Source organism: Actinacidiphila acididurans, from assembly GCF_016918855.1.
Lineage (GTDB): Bacteria > Actinomycetota > Actinomycetes > Streptomycetales > Streptomycetaceae > Actinacidiphila > Actinacidiphila acididurans.
The window spans coordinates 128,943-147,455 of the sequence record NZ_JADKYB010000023.1 but is presented as its reverse complement, the minus strand read 5'-3'; the positions used below and the strand labels follow the sequence as shown (position 1 = coordinate 147,455).

General features: G+C 73.0%; 14 protein-coding genes. 11 read left to right on the top strand and 3 right to left on the bottom strand.

Annotated features, from left to right (window positions below):
• Positions 1-165 precede the first annotated feature (165 nt).
• From ITX44_RS41780 to ITX44_RS32830, 4 genes are read left to right on the top strand one after another with little or no spacing between them, the layout of a single operon-like run.
• The gene (locus ITX44_RS41780; protein ID WP_307795600.1) at positions 166-372 is read left to right on the top strand and encodes an MbtH family protein; all 207 of its coding nucleotides are present in this window, start codon (positions 166-168) and stop codon (positions 370-372) included.
• Positions 372-1,067, top strand: coding sequence for a thioesterase II family protein (locus ITX44_RS32840; protein WP_205362047.1), 696 nt, complete (start codon positions 372-374; stop codon positions 1,065-1,067). Before ITX44_RS41780 ends, ITX44_RS32840 begins: the two co-directional genes overlap by 1 nt.
• A 17-nt stretch (positions 1,068-1,084) precedes the next feature.
• Entirely contained in the window at positions 1,085-1,909 is an 825-nt protein-coding gene (locus ITX44_RS32835) for an SDR family oxidoreductase (protein ID WP_205362083.1), read from the top strand.
• The gene (locus ITX44_RS32830; RefSeq protein ID WP_205362045.1) at positions 1,906-4,530 is read left to right on the top strand and encodes a non-ribosomal peptide synthetase; all 2,625 of its coding nucleotides are present in this window, start codon (positions 1,906-1,908) and stop codon (positions 4,528-4,530) included. The genes ITX44_RS32835 and ITX44_RS32830 overlap by 4 nt, the downstream gene beginning before the upstream one ends.
• 49 nt (positions 4,531-4,579) lie before the next feature.
• Here the strand turns inward: ITX44_RS32830 and dpgB are convergent, their stop codons facing one another.
• Together dpgB and dpgA are read right to left on the bottom strand one after the other, a co-directional pair.
• Positions 4,580-5,272: an enoyl-CoA-hydratase DpgB gene (dpgB, locus tag ITX44_RS32825; protein ID WP_205362042.1), complete on the bottom strand. Its 693-nt coding sequence runs from the start codon at positions 5,270-5,272 to the stop codon at positions 4,580-4,582.
• 49 nt (positions 5,273-5,321) lie between these two features.
• Positions 5,322-6,449, bottom strand: coding sequence for a 3,5-dihydroxyphenylacetyl-CoA synthase DpgA (dpgA, locus tag ITX44_RS32820; protein WP_205362040.1), 1,128 nt, complete (start codon positions 6,447-6,449; stop codon positions 5,322-5,324).
• A gap of 371 nt (positions 6,450-6,820) precedes the next feature.
• Here dpgA and ITX44_RS41775 point away from each other — a divergent pair, with 371 nt between their 5' ends.
• Together ITX44_RS41775 and ITX44_RS32810 are read left to right on the top strand one after the other, a co-directional pair.
• Positions 6,821-7,225 carry a mycothiol transferase gene (locus ITX44_RS41775; RefSeq protein ID WP_307795599.1) on the top strand — a complete coding sequence of 135 codons (405 nt, stop codon included), beginning with the start codon at positions 6,821-6,823 and terminating at the stop codon, positions 7,223-7,225.
• Between the two features lie 446 nt (positions 7,226-7,671).
• Positions 7,672-11,793, top strand: coding sequence for a hypothetical protein (locus ITX44_RS32810; protein WP_205362038.1), 4,122 nt, complete (start codon positions 7,672-7,674; stop codon positions 11,791-11,793).
• A gap of 436 nt (positions 11,794-12,229) precedes the next feature.
• Here the strand turns inward: ITX44_RS32810 and ligD are convergent, their stop codons facing one another.
• Positions 12,230-13,117: a non-homologous end-joining DNA ligase gene (ligD, locus tag ITX44_RS32805; protein ID WP_205362036.1), complete on the bottom strand. Its 888-nt coding sequence runs from the start codon at positions 13,115-13,117 to the stop codon at positions 12,230-12,232.
• A gap of 39 nt (positions 13,118-13,156) precedes the next feature.
• Here ligD and ku point away from each other — a divergent pair, with 39 nt between their 5' ends.
• The 5 genes from ku (at position 13,157) to ITX44_RS32780 (ending at position 18,474) form a co-directional block, all read left to right on the top strand.
• Positions 13,157-14,074 (top strand): non-homologous end joining protein Ku, encoded by a 918-nt coding sequence (gene ku, locus ITX44_RS32800; RefSeq protein WP_205362034.1) that lies wholly within the window; start codon positions 13,157-13,159, stop codon positions 14,072-14,074.
• 531 nt (positions 14,075-14,605) lie between these two features.
• Positions 14,606-15,595 carry an amino acid ABC transporter permease gene (locus tag ITX44_RS32795; protein WP_205362027.1) on the top strand — a complete coding sequence of 330 codons (990 nt, stop codon included), beginning with the start codon at positions 14,606-14,608 and terminating at the stop codon, positions 15,593-15,595.
• Positions 15,592-16,383, top strand: coding sequence for an amino acid ABC transporter ATP-binding protein (locus ITX44_RS32790; RefSeq protein ID WP_205362026.1), 792 nt, complete (start codon positions 15,592-15,594; stop codon positions 16,381-16,383). Before ITX44_RS32795 ends, ITX44_RS32790 begins: the two co-directional genes overlap by 4 nt.
• Before the next feature lie 155 nt (positions 16,384-16,538).
• On the top strand, positions 16,539-17,561 hold the full coding sequence (locus ITX44_RS32785) for a transporter substrate-binding domain-containing protein (RefSeq protein ID WP_205362025.1): 1,023 nt from the start codon (positions 16,539-16,541) through the stop codon (positions 17,559-17,561).
• Positions 17,562-17,685: 124 nt separating this feature from the next.
• Positions 17,686-18,474, top strand: a complete 789-nt coding sequence (locus tag ITX44_RS32780; RefSeq protein WP_205362024.1) for a GNAT family N-acetyltransferase — start codon at positions 17,686-17,688, stop codon at positions 18,472-18,474.
• The last annotated feature ends 39 nt before the right edge of the window (positions 18,475-18,513 follow it).

Sequence of the window (18,513 nt, the reverse complement as noted above, 5' to 3'; positions counted from 1 at the left end):
CCCGGAGGGGATGCGTGGTCGCCACCGTTACGACGGGCCGCGTACAACCGGCCGCGAGCGCCGCGCGGCAGCCGTAACGGCGGCGACCACAGACGCCGCCCGGGCGGCCGGCGGTGGACGCTGGCCACCCCGGCAAACCGCGGGGAGAACTCAAGGAGGGCCGACGTGAATCCTTTTGACGATCCGGACGGCGAATTCTTCGTCCTGATCAACGACGAGGGCCAGTACTCCCTCTGGCCGACGTTCGCCGACGTGCCGGCCGGCTGGGAGATCGTGCACGACCGGGACACCCGGGAGGCCAGCCTCGCCTACATCGAGGAGAACTGGACCGACATGCGCCCGAAGAGCCTGATCGAGGCGATGGGCGGCTGATGACCGACACCGGGCTGTCGCTCGTCTGTCTTCCCTTCGCGGGCAGTGGGGCGGGCTTCTTCCGGGACTGGAAGAGGCACGCCCCCGTCGGCCTGACCGTGGTGCCCGTGCAACTGCCGGGGCGGGAGGAGGCGTTCACCGAGGAGCCGTTCACCGATCTGGGCGAGGCCGCGAAACAGCTGGCGCCCGCCGTCGCCGCGCAGGTGCCGAACGGGCCGTACGCGCTCTTCGGCCACAGCATGGGCGCCCTGCTCGCCTACGAGCTGGCCCAGCAGCTGGTGCGCTCGGGCGGACCGGCACCGGCCGGCCTGTTCGTCAGCGGCTCGGCCGGCCCGGAGGGGATGCGGGCCGAACGGGCCACCGGTCTCGACGACGACGCGTTCGTGGAGCGGGTCCGCGAATTCGCCGGCTTCCGGCACGAGGCGCTGGACGACGAGGACCTGCGCGAGGTGCTGCTGCCGTTGCTGCGCGCCGACGTGGCGATGCACGAGAACTATCAGCCGGTCTTCCACGAGCCGCTGCCGATCCCGATCACCGCGCTGCGCGGCGGCCGGGACACGCTGGTGACGGCCGAGCAGGCGCAGCAGTGGCGCTCGTGCACCCGGGAGTACTTCCAGTACGCCGAGCTTCCCGGCGGTCACATGTACCTCGCCGAGCTGCCGCAGCTGCTGCTGCGGCTGATCGCCGGATGCTGAGCGGGCGGAGCACCGGCATGCGGCTGGAGGGCCGGACCGTCCTGATCACCGGCGCCGCCCGCGGCATCGGGCGGGCCTGCGCGACCCGCTTCGCGGCCGAGGGCGCCGACTTGGTGCTGCTCGACATCGGGCACGATCTGCCGGGGGTCGGCTATCCGCTCGGCAGCGCCGATCAGCTGAAGCAGACCGGGGCGCTGTGCGAGCGGGCGGGCGCCGCGGTGCTGACCGTCCTGGCCGACGTGCGGGACACGGCGGCCGTAGGCTCGGCCGTGGACACCGCGCTGGAGCGGTTCGGGACGCTCGACGTCCTGGTGAACAACGCCGGGATCGCGGCGCCCTCGGGCAAGGCGGTCCACGAGGTCACCGAGGACGAGTGGGCGCTGATGCTCGACATCGACCTGTCCGGGGCGTGGCGGATGATCGCGGCGGTGGCGCCGGAGATGCTGCGGGAGCGGCGCGGCAGCATCGTCAACGTGGCGTCCACCGCCGGTACGGTCGGCTACCGGCACTTCGCCGGCTACGTGGCCGCCAAGCACGGCCTCATCGGGCTGACCCGGGCGGCCGCGCTGGACTACGCGCCCTTCGGGGTCCGCGTGAACGCAGTGTGCCCCGGCTCCGTGCGCGACGACCCGCACCTCGACGGGCGCATGCTGAGCGAGATCGCCCGCTCGCTGGACGTCCCGGTCGGCGAGCACGAGCAGATCTTCCTGCGCGATCAACCGATGAACGCCCTGTTGGAGGCAGCCGACGTGGCCGGCGCGGCACTGTGGTTGGCCGGCGACGACTCCCGGCAGGTCACCGGTACCGTGACGGCCGTCGATGGCGGGTTCGGCGCCCGATGACCGTCGAGACGCACAGCCTCATCGTCCGGCTGCCCGGCGGCGCCGATCGCCTGCCGCCGGGCGTCTTGTGCTGGCGGAGGACGGCCGCGAGCCCCGAGTCGGTCCGCGCGGTGGCGCGCCGCGAGGCCGCGCGCCCGATGCATCCCGCCGCCGCCCCCGTACGCCGGGTGCTGGTGACCGCCGGGGACGTCGCCGACCTGGTGATCGTGGCGGACCGCAACGCCGTGTCCCGATCCCGTCTCGAGCAGGGCTTCGAGCAGGACTTCGAACAGAACCTCGACGTGGTCGCCGCGCCGTGGGCCGCCACCGCCCCGGCCGCGACCGCGGTGAGCTGGGGTCAGGGCGTGCCCGGGCAGGCGCGGTCCTTCGAGACGGTCCCGGTGACCGGCGGTGAGCGGGAGTTCCTGGCCGCGGCGGCGCTCGTGCTCGCCTGTTACGAGGCCCGCGACCGGGTCACCTTCGCCGTCGTGCCGGGTGCCGACGCGGAGGCCCGGCTCGTGACGGCCGAGGTTTCCGGTCGTACGGTGGCGGACCTGCTCGCCCCGCCGGTGGTGACCACCGCCGGGGAGGCCGTGCTGGGCGTCGTCGTCACCAGCTGCGACGGCCCGGACGAATACGTCGCGCACCACCGCCCGCCGTACCCGGTGACCGCGCACGTCGAGCTCGGCGGCGCCACGATCGTCCGGGTCCGCTGGTCCTTTACCGATCTGGTCCATCCCGCGACCGCCCGGCGTTTCGCCGATCAGGTCTCGCGGCTGGCCGGCCGGCTCGGCCAGGTCGCGCCGGATCTCGACGCCGGGCGTCTCGATCTGCTGACGTCGGCCGAGACGGCCGAGGTACTGCGCCTGGGCGATGGCGGTGCCCGGCCGCCCGGCGAGCAGGTGGTCGCCCGGCGGTTCCGGGAGATCGCCGTCCGCCGGCCCGGGGCGGTCGCCCTCTGCGACGGCACCGAGCAGTGGACGTACGCCCGGCTCGACCGGGAGTCCGGCGCGATGGCCGCGGGGCTGCGCGCGTACGGCGTCGGCCCGGGGGTGCCGGTCGGTATCTGCCTGGACGTGGGCGCGGCGCTGGTCGTCAGCCAGTTGGCGGTGCTCAAGGCCGGCGGCACCTACGTCCCGATGGATCCGGGCCATCCCGCGGACCGGCTGCGCTACCTGGCCGACGACGCCCGGCTGCGGCTGGTGATCGGGTCGGCGGCCACCTTCCCGGACGCCGGGGCGATGACCGTTGTCGAACCCGCCGAGCTCGGTCGTGAACCGGCTGGCCCCGAGCCACCGGCGGCGGACGACGGCGCGCGGGCCGCGTACGTCATCTACACCTCCGGCTCCACCGGGCGGCCGAAGGGTGTGGTCGTCCCGCAGCGCAACGTCTGCGCCCTGGTCGACGCCGTCCGCGACGACCTGCGGCTCGGACCGGACGACACGTGGACGCTGTTCCACTCCAGCGCGTTCGACTTCTCCGTGTGGGAAATCTGGGGCTGCCTGCTGACCGGCGGGCGTCTGGTGCTGGTGCCGTACTGGACCCGGCGCGACAGCGACGAGTTCTACGACCTGCTGGTCCGCGAGCGTGTCACCGTGCTGAACCAGACGCCGTCGGCCTTCGCCCAGTTGGTCCGCACCGACGAACGCCGCCGCGGTGAACTCGCCCTGCGGCTGGTGGTGTTCGGCGGGGAGGCTTTGAACGTACGGATGCTCGCGCCCTGGTTCGCCCGGCATCCCAGCGCGACCTGCCGGATCGTCAACATGTTCGGCATCACCGAGACCACCGTGCACGTGACCAGCGAGACCGTGACGCCATCCGCGGTGAGCAGCGGCTCCCGCAGCGTCGGCCGGGCCCTGCCGGGCTGGTCGGTGTCGGTCCGCGACGCGCACGGACGAGTGCTGCCGCCCGGCGTACCGGGCGAGATCGTGGTCGGAGGCGCCGGCGTGGCCACCGGCTACCGGGGCCGTCCCGGGCTGACCGCGCAGCGATTCGTCGCCGGAGGAACGACCGCCGGCGACCGGGTCTACCGCAGCGGCGACCTCGGCCGGCTGCACCCGGACGGGCGGCTGGACCACCTGGGCCGGCTCGACCACCAGGTCAAGGTCCGCGGTCACCGGATCGAGCTGGACGAGATCCGCTCGGTGATCCTGGACCTGCCCGGGGTACGCGAAGCGGCCGTCCGGTTCCGCGCCGGCGACGACGGCGACGGCCGCATCGAGGCGTACGCGGTCCTGGAGGGCGCAACGACCGAGCAGGTGCTCGAGGCCTGCCGCCGGATCCTGCCCGGCTACATGGTCCCGTCGAGCGTGACGGCGCTGGCCGGACTGCCGATGACCGCCAACGGAAAGGTCGACATGTCCGCACTGCCCGATCCCGCGGTCGCGCCGGCTCCGGCCGCCTCACAAGAGGGGGACGACGCGCTGGCCGGGAGGCTGAGTGCCATCTGGGCCGAGGTGCTCAAGGCCGACGTCGCGATGACCACCAACTTCTTCACCGCCGGCGGCACCTCGCTCGGGGTGGTCCGGGTGCTGGCCCGGATGCAGGAACGGGGCCTGCCGAAAGTGCCGGTGCGGCAGTTCTACCGCAACTCCACGCTGGCGCAGTTCGTCGACCTCGTCCGGACGACCATCGACGGCTGACACGGCGACGCCCCGGGCGGCTTGCGCCCGGGGCGTCATTGCGATCGTGTCAGACTCCGGCCTTCGCGCGTCGCAGCGCGCGGTCACAGGCGGCCAGATGGGTGCCGAGGGCGTCCTCGTAGCCCACAGTCACCGCGTCGAGCAGCAGCTGCCGTCGTACGGCGACCTCGGTGCCGTCGACTCCCCCGGCTCGGGCGACGACCTCGGCGATACCGCTCTCGGCGTCCACCACCAGGTTGTCGAGCACGTCGAGGTCCATCAGCGCCGCCGCGTCCAGGTCCGCGGGCAGCAGCGCCAGCCGGCGGGCCTTCGCCAGCCCGACCTGGTGGACCAGGCGGTGCAGCAGGGCGCCCGGCCACACGCCGTCGGTACGGCCGGACAGCGAGACCGTCGACTCGTGGGTCGCGAGGTGATGGTCGGTGGCCAACAGCAGCTCGAACGCGCCCTGGGAGCACCGGCCGTCGAGGACCGCGACCGTGTACGCGTCCAGCCGTTCCAGCCGCCGCAGCGCGCCCTCCCACTTGTTGACCAGGTATACGTCGACCTGGCCGGGCCACGGCACGTCCGTCGCGGCGCCGCCGGTCAGGCGCAGGATCAGCAGCGGGCTCGCCGAGGCGGTGGCCCGCGCGCAGGCGTCGCCGACCGCGGCCACCGTCTCGGCGGTCAACGGCACCGACAGGTCGAGATCGACGCGGGCGACTTCTCGGCCGCCCGCCGTCACAGGCGCGGTCCGCAGCACCATCTGCGCTCCTCAGCGTTGTGGTCGGTTCGGTGTGTCAGCACGTGAACAGTCAGCACGCGAAGAGGGCGGTCTCGATCGTCGGTCCCGGGCCCATCGCCATCATCACGCCGTAGTCCCCCGGCCGGCAGACGCCCTCGCCCACGAGCCGCTGGTAGGCGAAGAGGAACGACCCGCTCGACAGGTTGCCGAAGTCGCGCAGGGTCGACGTGGTGTGCCGGACGTCGTGCCGGGTCAGGCCGAGGTTGATGCGGACCGAGTCGACGACCTTCTTGCCCCCGGAGTGCACGACCCAGTGGGCGATGTCGGTCCGCGCGAGCCCGGTGCCGGCCAGCAGAGCGTCGACGAGGTCGCCGACGTGCGCGCCCACGATGTACGGGATGTCGGGGCTCAGGTAGAAGCTGTACTTGCCCAGCGAATCGTCCCAGTCGAAGCGGATCGTGTCGCTGAACTCCGACAACAGGGTACCGGCGAATTTCAGCAGGTAAGGCCCGGTCGGCATCTCCGGGGCGGCGCTCGCGGGGGTGCGCACGGCCACCGCGGCCGCCCCGTCCCCGAACAGGCTGTTGACCACGGCCGTACGCATGGTGTCGTCGACGGCGTAGATGGCCGAGCAGATCTCCACGCAGAGCAGCACCGCGACCTTGCCCGGGTTGCCGGCGCTCCAGCCGGCGACGGTGCTCAGCGCGCTCACCCCGGCGTTGCAGCCCATCCCCACGACGTCGAGCCGGGCGGTACCGGGGCCGATCGCCAGCTCGCCGGCGACCAGGGCGCTGAGGCTGGGCGCGAGCATCCCGGTCGTGGTGACGCAGCAGAGGTAGTCCACGTCGGACAGTTGCAGTCCGGCGTCGGCCAGGCACCTGCGGACCGCATCGGCGCCGATCCGGATCGCGACGCTCGAGTGCTTGCGCAGCAGATCGCCCTGCGACTCGGTGACCGGTCGGCCGTCGGCGCCCGCCGGGGGCAGCGAGAGATGTCGCCGCTCGATCGCGCTGTTGGCGAACAGCAGCCGCATCCGCCGGTCGTTGATGCCGAAGTAGTCGAGCACCTCGGTCTGCGAGTACGAGGTCGCCGGTACGGCCGTGCCCAACCCGACCAGGGCCGGCCGGGTCCGGGCCACCGCCGGATCCGTGCTGCCGATCGCCCGCACGCCGGGCGTGGCCGTGAGCGCAGTGCCCATGGGACGACGCCACCCTTCCAGTCCGAGGGATGTCGCGGCCAGGCAGGCCCGTTGATCCGCGACGTAATGACCATCGTCCGGGGCCCGGCCAGCCCGGAAATCGGCGCTCGCCGCCGTTACGCGGCGGCGAGTGCCGGAGCGGGGCGATGGTGGACGATCACCTTAAGGTCGCGTGGACGAGCGATTGCTCCACGCTCCATCGCCTACCGCCGCGGCCTGCGCGAACTCGGCCTCAGCCACTTCTTCGCGGCCCAGGGGCAAGACCATGACGAACGCCCTGAACACCCCGGATACCGTGGTCCACGCGACCGCGCTCGCCCACCCGACCGGCGCCAGCCGCACCTGGCATCAGGGCCAGGACACGGTCGCTGGTGCCCTCCCGGCGCGACTCAGGACCGAGCAGCACCCATTGGGCGTGCCGGATTCCCGAGGCCCAGCCCCGAACTCCCGTCACCGCGCGCCCGCCCCTCACCGAGCAGTTGAGGACCGCGGTCCTGCCCTCGGACTGGACGCCGCTCGGGCTGGTCAAGCATCTGGGGTACGCCGAACGGCACTGGCTCCAGCGGGTGTTCCTCGGGAGCACTGCCGAAGTGCCGTGGCCCGGCGACGACGAGGAGCGGCTGACGTCGGAGCACCCGGCCGAGGAGGTGTCCGCCTTCCACCGGGAGCAGTACGCGGTACCGGCGACCACGCCGCTGGACGCCAGGCCCGCCGGTCCCCATGGCGACGACCCCGACGGCGAGGTCTCCGACCTGCGGGCACCGTGCTCCACATGATCGAGGAGACCGCCCGGCATCCGGGCCCCCTCGACTGCGCGTGAACTCCTCGACGGCCGCACGGGTCTGAGCCCCCGCCAGGGCAGATCCCAGGGCGGCCGGCACCTGGAGGTAGCGTCGCACCGCGGTGAGTCAGGGCACATTCCAGCCGCCGTATACGAAATCCCAGAATGAGTGTCCACGGACAAACCGCAGGTCATGCGCGGCGCCTGGACACTGTGGCCGTTCCGGGACGGCCGGCGGCTACGCCATTTGGTTGATTGTTGACCCATGTACTTCCTAGTGTCGGCGCGTGCCGCCTGCGAGCGGGCGGCATCGCATCCCCACCATCGACGTGAGGACAGTCTGTGCACCCACGCGCCAGAACGGTGATCGCGGCGGCATTCGCCGTGGTCACCGCTCTCTGCACGCCAGTGTGGAACCCATCGATTGCCACGGCGGCCCCCGTGGCAGGCAACGACTCCGCGGGCGCCACCCGCCCGGATGTGGTCTACCAGCGGCTCGCGCTCCCCGACGGCCGCTACGCGACCGTCTACAGCGACGGGCTCGCCGAGTTGCAGGACCGGGCCGGCGGCACCTCCGAATTCGAGCACGTCCCGCTGCACCACGAAGCCGGCCGGGCCACCGCCGCGCTGCCCCCGCGGTCGGAGCTGGTCGCCGACCTGGCGCAGGGGCGTCCCGAACCGTACGCCTCCGACGACCTGCTGGTCGCTTACTCTGACAACGTTGCCATCCCCGCGCGGGTGAGCCTCAGCACCCGCCCGGACGCCGGCCGTCCGGCCCGCTACACCGGGGACGCGCGCCTGGACGGCGTGCTGGCCGGGCTCGGGGTGAGCGGGACGGAGCCGGTCGCACCGGACGCCGGTGCGGACACCCGCGCCGACGGGGCGCCGCTGAACCTGTCGCGGGTCTACCGGCTGCACGTGCCGGCCGCGACCGCCGGGCACGCCCTCGCCGTGCTGCGCCAGGACCCTGCGATCGCCTACGCCTCGCCCGACTGGCGCGTCACCTCGCTGAACACCGGCGGGACGCCGCTGAGCGACACCCCGGCGCCCGCGGCACGCGCGGCCGTCCAGGCCGCCACCGCCCGCGGCACGGTGACCGGCGGTCAGCAGCCGTCCGCCGCCCTGCCGTCGAACTACGGCCTCACGTCGGGCCTGCAGAGCCTGCTCGGCTCGACGGGCGTGGACGCGGCCTCGGCCTACTCGCAGATCGGGCAGCGCTTCGGGCAGCTGCCCGGGCAGGGCGAGATCATCACCAACGTCTCGCTCGGGACGCTCACCGACGCCTCGGCCGCCGCGGACAGCACCAACCCCTGCTACCAGTGGGCGGCGGCCTACGGGCCGACGACGGTCGTCCAGCACGGGCAGCGGTATCTCGACTGGCCCGGCATGCCCCTCATCCCGACCTACACCGCCGGCGCGGACGGCACGCTCGACCCGGTCGGGCAGGTGTGCGGCGCGGACGACCCGACGCTGACCGAAGTCGGCCTGGACTTCTCGATGATGGCTCCGCTGCCGCACGACCTCCAGCGGCCGGAGAACCCGGGCAGCGGCGTCACGGACCTGCTGGGCATCGCGCCGGGCGCGCAGTACCGGCTCGTCCTGCCGTCGGTCTCCGGTCCGGCGACGGCGGACATGGCGGCGGCGTTCCTGGCCGCGGCGCAGCAGAAGCCGCGCCCTTCGGTGATCACCGCCTCGCTCGGCTTCGGCTACGACAGCTACGGCTTCTCCGGGCGGTACATGGAGGAGGACCCGGTCATCGCCTCGGTGATCGCGACGATCGTGCACCAGTACGGAATCGTGGTGACGGTCTCGGCCGGCGACGGCCTGCGGACGTACACCAACGCCGCGGTGCCGCCCTCCGGCGGCAGCACGGCCACCGAGCTGGCCGGGCACGGGCAGCAGCCCACCGACCTCAACGACGTGGCGATGTCGACGGCGCCGTCGTTCGTCGCGGACACCGGGTCGATCGACGTCGGGGCGACCACGCTCGACGACATCGCCTCGACCGGTGGCGGCGCCGGGCCGGCGAGCGTCACGCCCTACCCGGAGACGCGGTACAACGGCTCCCGCGGGTTCGCGAGCGGGCGCGGGTCCCGGGTGGAGATCTCGGCGCCGGGCGACAACGTCATCGCCCTGGCCCATGCCGCCGGCCGTCCGGCCACCGCGGTGTCCGTGGCCTACCAGGGCGGTACGTCCGCCTCGACGCCGGAGGTCGCCGCGGCGGCGGCCGTCGTGCTCCAGGTGGCCCGGCTCACGCACGCCCAGGGCATGTCCGACCCGCTCGAGGTGCGCGACCTGCTGGTCGGCACCGCCTCCCCCGTCGCGCAGCCCGCGCAGACCGATCTCGACCTCCACGTCGGCCCACAGGTCGACGTCGGCAGGGCGGTGGAGACGCTGCTGCGGCGGGCCGGGGAGCCGGCGGCGCCTTCGCTGCCGCGCATCGCGGTCGTGGCCCGGCATCCGCTCGACGGGTTCGACACCATCTTCAACAACGAGACCGACCCCGCGGCGATCCCGCTGGACCACGCGCACGTCAACGACTGGATCGTCCTGGCACCCGACTGGCAGGGGCTGCCCGCCCACGGGGTGAGCTACTCCCTCACGGTCGGCGAGAAGCAGCTGGCCGCGACGGCGAACGCCCGCCTGCAGCCCTCGGCGATCCTCGCCGCGGCCGGGCTGCCGCTGGCCGCGACCACCTCGCGGAGCGTCACGCTCACCTATGCCGCGAGCAGCGGCGGGCGGGCCCTGGCGAGCCGCTCGGTCACGCTCACCTTCGGGCCGAGCGACGGGCTCGCCACCTACGGCCTCGCGCCCGCGGCTCCGGCGGTCGCCCGCGGCGCCACCATCGCCGTCCACTACGACCTGCGCGACCTGGTGAGCGCGCCGGACCCGGTGCTGGTGGTCTCGCAGCCCGGACGGGTCGACCCGGCGTCCTCGGGCTACTTCCGGCCGGCGTACACCGTCCCGCTGACCGCCGCGGTGGGGACCGTCGAGGTGCCCGTCACGGCGCTGCCGGGCGCCGGGATCTACGGCATCGGCATCCAGCCCGCGGGGGCCGGGCGTGCGGCCGTCACGTACACGCACTGGGCTTTCGTCCGGGTCGCGCCGACCGGTGACGCCCGCCCGCCGGCGCCGCTGCTCGCGCCGGCCGGTCAGCCGGGCGCGAGCGGGCACGACGTCGCGGTCGACTACGACCAGGGTCTCGCGGTGACCTGGGACGTACGTGACGTCCCCGGTGCCGACGGCGCGATCGTCGAGGTCAGCGCGGCGGGTCCGACCTCGACGGGCAATCAGAACCCCTTCAACAACCCCAATGGGTCCCGGATCGACGCCAACGGCGTGGACACCGGCTCGGTCTACCACGGCACCGTGCACGGCACGCAGGGCACCGTCACGCTCCCGCAGAGCGTGCTGCAGCTCGACACCGCGATGAACCACGTGGTCCGGGTCCTCGCGACGCACAACGGCCGGACAACCGGCGAGGGCAGCGAGGTCAGCATGGTCACCCGCGACGGTGTCGTGCCGTCGTCCGGCGGCACCGTCTACAGCGGCTTCGGCGTCGCGGCGGGCGGTCACGCCGGCTTCGTCACCTCCAACGGGGCGGCCGGCGGCACGGTGGACGTCTTCGACCAGGGGACGAACAAGGTGACCCGCACCGTGGCGTCCTCGGCGTCCACCTACCAGACGCCCGGCTCGCTCGGCGCCGGTGCCGGCCTGTTCGCCGGGGACACCGGGCTGTACGAGCGCATCGACCCCGACGGGAGCCGCAGCTACCACGTGGTGGCCCCGCTGTCGAAGGGGACGGACGCCGGCGCCTGGACGCCGCCGGCCGCGGACGTCACGCCGGGCGGCGGCACCGGTCCGCTGCCGGCGCCCAACCAGCGGACGGACACCAGCTCCTTCCTCTACGGCAAGAACGGCCCGACCGGGGCCTACCGCGTGTTCACCTCGAACGTGGCGGCCGGCACCTTCGGCCCGCCCATCGACGTGGAGCCCGAGCTGAGCGGTTACCAGTACCCGTTCGTGACCGCCTTCGGGGCCGACAACAGCACCGGCACCGCAGTGCTGGGCGCGAGCGACTTCTTCACCTACGCCGGCCCGAACCGCTTCGTCACGGTCGCCGCCGACGGCTCGGTCTCCTCGTTCCCCGGCGTCACTGCCGGCTCCCAGCACGGGCTGGCGATCGACTCGACCACCCACACCATGCTGGCGGCCACCGACGACGGGGCGCTCGGCCTGTACGACGTCGGCACCGGTGCCGGTACCCGCTTCACCCTGCCCGGGGGCGGCTACCAGCATCCGGTGGCCGACGAGGCGCACCACCTGTTCGTGATGCAGGAGGTCGTCTCGCCCGGCACCAGTGCCGGGAATCCGGACAACAACGCGACCAGCGCCATCGTGGTCGTGGACGAGACCGGCAAGCTGGTCTCCCGGGTGTCCGGCTTCTACTGGTACAACGTCAGCCTGCCGATCAACGGCTCCTTCGTGCAGGTCGACCCGGCGACCCGCACCGGCTACACGCCGGGGCCGCACGGGAGCCAGCTCTCCGTCTTCCACTACTGACCCCTCCCGCGGCCTGCCGGCCGCCCTGCGGACCGGCGCCCGGGGCACCCCCCCCGGGCGCCGGTCCGCGCTCTTGTCCCGCGCCGCGGTCGAAGCGGGGGCGCGGGCCGCAGCCAGGCACCGGGATGGCCACGACGGCAACTCGGCTGCGGCCGGGCACGGGTGACCACCCACCTTCACAGCACCCCTGACCGGCAGACCAAGAACCTGCTGGTCAGCTACTCCGCGAAGAAGCTCGGACTCTTCTGATGCCCGACCCGACCCGGCCCCCGCTCCTGCCCGTACGTCAGCCCCTGTCCCGGGCCCGGCTGCCGAGCCCACGGTCCGGGTGGAGCTGACCGCTGCCGCCGAGCGCCTGGTGGCCGGACCGACAGCGCCGCCGGCGGCGGCTCCCCTGCCGCCGACCGGAGCGCACGAGAACGACGAGGAGTGAGGCTCACCCCGGCAGGGGGGCCGCGGCGGCCGGGTCGAGCAACCCGGCGAGCAGGTCGCCGCGTTCGGCCACCCGGCCGGGGACGTCGTCGATGGTGAAGACCAGCCCCGCCGGGTCGTCGGCCTCGGCGACCTCGCGCCAGGACAGCGGGACGGACACGGTCGGCCGCTCCTGGGCGCGGACGGTGTACGCCGTCGCGGTGGTCTTCTTCGCCGAGTTCTGCGACCAGTCGAGGAAGACCCGCCCGGTGCGGTCGGCCCTGGTCATCCGGGAGATCACCCGGTCCGGGTGGCGCCGCTCCAACTCCTGCGCCACCCGCTTGGCGTAGTCCCCGGCCGCCCTTGGGCTCGCGTCGCGCAGGGCGGCGTACAGGTGCAGTCCCTTGGAGCCGCTGGTCTTGGCCCAGGCGGTCAGCCCGTCCTCGGCCAGCCGCTCGCGCAGCAGCAGCGCCACCCGGCAGCAGTCGATCACGGTGCGGTCGGGGCCGGGATCGAGGTCGATCACCAGCCGGTCGGCGGTCCCCGGGTCGGCGGCCAGCCATTGCGGGGTGTGGATCTCCACGCAGGCGAGGTTGCCCGCCCAGATCAGCGTCGGCAGGTCGTCGACCAGGACCTGTGACATGAATTCGCCGCTCTTGCGGAGGGTGTCGGCGGTCGTGACCCAGTCGGGCGTGCCGGCCGGCGGCCGTTTCTGGAAGAAGCGCTGACCCGCCACGCCGTCGGGGGTGCGCACGAAGCTGACCGGGCGGCCGACCGTGTACGGCAGCAGGACCGGGGCCACCGTCGCGTAGTAGTGCAGCATCTCGCCCTTGGTCGTGCCGGTACGCGGCCAGAGCACGCGGTCCAGATGGCTGAGCTTCAGCCGGCGGCCCTCGACCTCGGTGATCGGCATACCATAAAGGTCCCATAGTCTGACAAAAAGGGACAGGTTATGCGCAGTGTCTGGTCCGGGACCCTCGCCTTCGGCCTGGTGTCCTTCCCGGTCAAGCTGGGGTCGGCGGTCTCCAGCCACCGGATCGGCTTCCGCCAGATCCACCGGGCCGACCACGGGCGGGTGCGGTACCAGAAGACCTGCGAGCTGGACGAGGAGGTGCTCGGCCCGGCCGAGATCGGGCGGGCCTTCGAGACCCCCGACGACCGGCTCGTGCCGGTCACCGACGACGACCTGAAGGCACTGCCGCTGCCCACCGCCAAGACGATCGAGGTCAACGGCTTCATCGAGCTGGCCGCGGTGGACTCGATGCAGCTCGACACGCCGTACTTCCTCGCGCCCGGCTCTCCTGCCGCCGGCAAGCCGTACGTGCTGATGCGCGAAGCGCTGACCCGGACCGGCAAGGCGGCCGTCGGCAAGTTCGCCATGCGCAACTCCGAGCGCCTGGCGCTGATCACCGCCCACGGCGACGTGCTGCTGCTCCAGACGCTGCGCTGGCCGGACGAGCTCAACCCCGCCGACTCCGCGGCCCCCAAGGGCAGGATCTCGGTCAGCCAGAACGAACTGAAGCTCGCCGACACCCTCATCGACGCCCTCGGCGAGGCGGACCTGTCGGCCTTCCGGGACGAGTACGCGGAGGCCGTGGAGGCACTGGTGGCCGCCAAGCTGGCCGGCGCCGAACCGCCCACGGCCGAGGAGGAACGCGGCGGCGAGGTGGTCGACCTGATGGCGGCCCTGCGCGCCTCGGTCGAGGCCGCGCAGGGCGGCGGCGGGCGCGCCGGGGGCGGGCCCGGCAAACGTACGGCGAAGAAGACCGCCGCGAAGAAGCAGGCCCCCGCGAAGAAGGCTGCCGCCAAGAAAACCGCCGCCGGAAAGAGCGCGGCGAAGAAGACGACCGGCAAGCGCAAGGCGGGCTGACGGGCTGACGGGCTGACGGGCTCCGGGATTCTGAACGGCGTGTGAAGCCTGCCGGGCGTTCATTGACACGCTTCGAGGGCGCTGCCTAGCGTACGGCGCAGGCCGGGGCGGACCCGGCCGCCATCGGTCGCCCGCCGGGCGACGGCAGACGGACGAGGGTGACCAGGATGTATTCAGGACCGGGTATGGCCGCGTGGCGACGCCACGGCCGGGTCGCCGCGTTCCTGTCCCGGCACATCGACCTGCTCCGCGTCAACAGCGCCCTCTGTACGGTCTGACCTCGGCCTGATCCCGGTCCGGCCGCCGTACGGTCGGGCCTGCGCCGCCTGACCTGGCCGGTCATGGGCGCGCCGCCCCGCCGGTCCCGGTACCGCACCGCCGTACCCCGCTCCCGCCGTGCCCCGCGCCGCCCTCCCGCCGCGCGGCTTCCGCACGGTTCCCCCGCACCGCCGCCCCGGCGTATCCGGCCGCCCCCTGCCCGGGCCGGCCCCGGGGCGGCGGCCTCCTCCTCCCTCGCGCTGGAGTTCCCCGATGACGGAATCCCCGCCCGCCGTGCCCGCGGCGGGACCCGAGGCGTCCCCGCCCGCCTCGGACAAGGAAAGCGGCAGACCCGAGGCCCAGCGGGTGATCCCGCTGCGGCACCCGTGGCGCTGGGTGCTGACCGCCCTGGTCCTGGTGGTCCTGGCCCAGATCGGGCACGGGCTGGTCACCAACCGCTTCTTCCAGTGGGACCGGTTCCGCTACTGGTTCCTGCGCCCGGTGATCCTCGACGGCCTGGTCGTCACCCTCAAGGTCACCGCGTGGAGCGCGGTGCTCGGCCTGCTCGGCGGGGTGCTGCTGGCGCTGGCCCGGCTCTCCCGCAGCCCGGTGCTGCGCGCGGCGAGCTGGGTGTACGTGTGGCTGTTCCGCTCGGTGCCGCTGATCGTGGTGCTTCTGTTCCTGTACAACTTCAGCGCCCTGTACTCCCGGCTGAGCCTGGGCGTGCCGTTCGGGCCGGGCCTGGTGCACTTCAAGGAGTCGAGCCTGGCCACCGACATGGTGGTCGCGGTGGTCGGCATCAGCCTCAACGAGGCCGCGTACGCCGCCGAGGTGGTGCGCGCCGGGGTGCTGTCGGTGGACCAGGGCCAGCACGAGGCGGCCGCCGCCCTCGGACTGCCGCGCGGCTACCAGTTCACCCGGATCGTCATGCCGCAGGCCCTGCGGGCGATCGTGCCGGCCTACGTCAACCAGTTGATCGGCCTGATCAAGGGCACCTCGCTGGTCTTCTACGTCTCGCTGCTCGACCTGTTCGGAAAGGTGCAGACGATGGAGAGCACGTACCCCGGGGACGTGGTGCCGCTGCTGATGGTGGCCACCGTCTGGTACGTGATCCTCACCAGCGTGGTGTCGGTCGTGCAGTTCTACGTCGAGCGCTACTACTCGCGCGGCGCGCTTCGTACGGTGCCGCCCACCCCGCTGCAACGGCTGCGGGGCGGGCTGCGCGACCTGCGGGCCCGTATCGCGCTGGAGACGGCCCGATGAGCGCGGCGACGCCGGCCCGGGAACGCGCCGCCGCCGAGGTCACCGTGCACAACGCCCACAAGTGGTACGGCTCGCACCGGGTGCTGAACGGGATCGACCTGACCGTGCCGGCCGGGCAGGTGACGGTGATCCTGGGCCCCTCGGGGTCGGGCAAGTCCACGCTGCTGCGGGCGGTCAACCACCTGGAGAAGCTGGACGTCGGCCATGTCAGCGTGGGCGGCGAACCCATCGGGGTGCGGCACCACCGCGGCCGGCTCAAGGAACTCGGCGAGCGGGCCATCCTCGCCCAGCGCAGCCGGATCGGCTTCGTCTTCCAGAACTTCAACCTCTTCCCGCACCTGACCGTGCTGGAGAATGTGGCCGCCGCGCCGGTGGCCACCCGCCGCGCGACCAAGGCGCAGGCCAGGGAGTCGGCGCTGCGGCTGCTCGGCCGGGTGGGCCTGGCCGGCAAGGCCGACGCCTATCCCCGGCAGCTGTCCGGCGGCCAGCAGCAGCGGGTGGCGATCGCCCGCGCGCTGGCCCTGGAACCCGGCGTGATCCTCTTCGACGAGCCCACCTCGGCGCTGGACCCGGAGCTGGTCGGCGAGGTGCTGGCCGTCATCAAGGACCTGGCCGGCGGCGGCACCACGCTCATCGTGGTCACCCACGAGATCGCCTTCGCCCGCGAGGTCGCCGACACCGTCGTCTTCCTCGACGGCGGCCGGATCCTCGAACAGGGCCCGCCCGAGCAGGTGCTGAGCCGTCCCCGTGAGGCGCGCACCCGCGAGTTCCTCAGCCGGGTGCTGTGAATCCGGGTGCTGTGAATCCGGGCGCCGTGAATCCGGCTGCCGTGAATCCGGATCCCGCGCACCCCGGCCGCCGCACCGCCACGTACTCCCGCACCGCCGCGTACCGCACGTCCCACCGTCCACACCGTCCACGACCCCCAGCGAGGAACCCCACCATGCCCCGCTTCCGCCCCGGACTCCTGCTGTCCGCCGCCGCTGTGACCACGCTCGCCCTGGGCCTGGCCGCCTGCGGCAGCGACTCGTCGGGCGCCGGCTCCGGCGCCGCCCCCGCCGCGGCCGACGCCAAGGGCACCGTCATCGTCGGCCTCCAGTCCAACGGCGCCGCCAAGGAGACCACGTTGAAGGTCCCCGAAGTGGCCGCCATCCGTGCCGAACTCCCACAGAAGGTGCGCGACAGCGGCAAGCTGGTGATCGGCCTCGGCTTCCTGCCCGGCGGCAGCACCCCGCTGGGCTACATCGGCGCCGACCAGAAGACGCTCACCGGCTCGGAACCCGACTTCGGCCGCCTGGTCGCCGCCGTGTTCGGCCTGAAGCCGGAGCTGACGAACTCCACCTGGGACAACCTCTTCGTCGGCATCGACAGCGGAAAGACCGACGTCGGCTTCTCCAACATCACCGACACCGAGCAGCGCAAGCTGAAGTACGACTTCGCCGCCTACCGCAAGGACAACCTCGCCCTGGAAGTGCGCAAGGACGACCCGCTCACCTTCACCGGCGACTACCACGTGCTGGCCGGCAAGACGGTCGCGGTCGGCTCGGGCACCAACCAGGAGAAGATCCTGCTGACCTGGCAAAGCAAGCTCAAGGCGGAGGGCAAGAACCTCACCGTCAAGTACTTCCCGGAGAACTCCAGCACCTACCTGGCGCTGACCTCCCACAAGATCGACGCCTACTTCGGCCCGAACCCCGATGTCGCCTATCACGTCACCAAGACCGCCGGCACCCCGCAGGCGACCCGCACCGCCGGCACGTACTCCGGCGCGGGGGCGAGCCTGCAGGGCCTGATCTGCGCGACCACCAAGAAGGACGACGGCCTGGTCAAGCCGCTGTCCGACGCCGTCAACTACCTGATCAAGAACGGGCAGTACGCCCAGTGGCTGGCCGCCTGGAACCTGAGCAACGAGTCCGTGCCGACCTCCCTGGTCAATCCGCCCGGACTGCCGCTGACCAACTCGTGACGGGGACGACAGCCGCCCCGGGGATTTTCCCGGGGCGCTTCCCCGTTGTCCTCGGTGAAGATCACGTGGTGCCCCCGGCGACCGCGACTGCCTGACGGGAACGGAACGGAGAAAGACCCCGACCATGTCCACCAGCCTCCAGCCGCCGCACGAGCCCCTGCCCCAAGAACCCTTGTCCCAGGAGAGCGCCGGCCGCGCGGCCGGTGCCGGCGCGCCCGACACCGCCCTCCTGGACAATCCGGCCTGGGCCGCGCTCACCGGTCCGCACCGGCACCTGGCCGACATCAACGGCGCGGCCGCCCGCTACCAGCAGGACGTCTCCCCCTTCGTCGCCCTCGCCGACATCGAGGACCCGCGCTCCTGGGCGGACCTGGCCGAGCTGGTGGGCCCGGGCAACTCCTTCGCGCTGGCCGGCGTGCGCGACCTGCCCGAGGGCTGGTCCACCGGCCAGTCCGGGCAGGGCGTGCAGATGGTCGCCACCTCGCTGCGGGCCGAGCCGGACACCGAGGCGCTGCGGCTGGGCCCGCAGGACGTGCCGGAGATGCTGGACCTGGTCTCCCGCGCGCAGCCCGGCCCGTTTCTGCCGCGCACCGTGGAGATGGGCGCGTACTACGGCATCCGGCGGGACGGGAAGCTGGTGGCCATGGCCGGGGAGCGGCTGCGCCCGCCGGGCTGGACCGAGATCAGCGCGGTGTGCACCGACGCCGACCACCGCGGCCAGGGCCTGGCCACCCGGCTGGTGCGGCACGTGGCGGCGGGCATCCGGGACCGCGGCGACACGCCGTTCCTGCACGCGGCCGCGGTGAACACCGGCGCCATCCGGCTGTACGAGTCGATCGGCTTCACCCTGCGGCGCTCCACGCTCTTCCACTTCCTGCGGGTGCCCGACAATGCCGTGCGGGACCGCGCGTGACGGTCCGCGAAACGCACGGCGAACCGCACAGGAGGAGCT

Excerpts from the sequence above, each read along its gene's own strand:
- ITX44_RS32840 (WP_205362047.1), top strand. The coding sequence starts at position 372 with ATGACCGACACCGGGCTGTCGCTCGTCTGTCTTCCCTTCGCGGGCAGT.
- ITX44_RS32780 (WP_205362024.1), top strand. The coding sequence starts at position 17,686 with ATGTCCACCAGCCTCCAGCCGCCGCACGAGCCCCTGCCCCAAGAACCC.
- ITX44_RS32785 (WP_205362025.1), top strand. The coding sequence starts at position 16,539 with ATGCCCCGCTTCCGCCCCGGACTCCTGCTGTCCGCCGCCGCTGTGACC.
- ITX44_RS32790 (WP_205362026.1), top strand. The coding sequence starts at position 15,592 with ATGAGCGCGGCGACGCCGGCCCGGGAACGCGCCGCCGCCGAGGTCACC.
- dpgA (WP_205362040.1), bottom strand. The coding sequence starts at position 6,449 with ATGGGCACTGCGCTCACGGCCACGCCCGGCGTGCGGGCGATCGGCAGC.
- ku (WP_205362034.1), top strand. The coding sequence starts at position 13,157 with ATGCGCAGTGTCTGGTCCGGGACCCTCGCCTTCGGCCTGGTGTCCTTC.
- ligD (WP_205362036.1), bottom strand. The coding sequence starts at position 13,117 with ATGCCGATCACCGAGGTCGAGGGCCGCCGGCTGAAGCTCAGCCATCTG.
- dpgB (WP_205362042.1), bottom strand. The coding sequence starts at position 5,272 with ATGGTGCTGCGGACCGCGCCTGTGACGGCGGGCGGCCGAGAAGTCGCC.
- ITX44_RS32835 (WP_205362083.1), top strand. The coding sequence starts at position 1,085 with ATGCGGCTGGAGGGCCGGACCGTCCTGATCACCGGCGCCGCCCGCGGC.
- ITX44_RS32830 (WP_205362045.1), top strand. The coding sequence starts at position 1,906 with ATGACCGTCGAGACGCACAGCCTCATCGTCCGGCTGCCCGGCGGCGCC.
- ITX44_RS32795 (WP_205362027.1), top strand. The coding sequence starts at position 14,606 with ATGACGGAATCCCCGCCCGCCGTGCCCGCGGCGGGACCCGAGGCGTCC.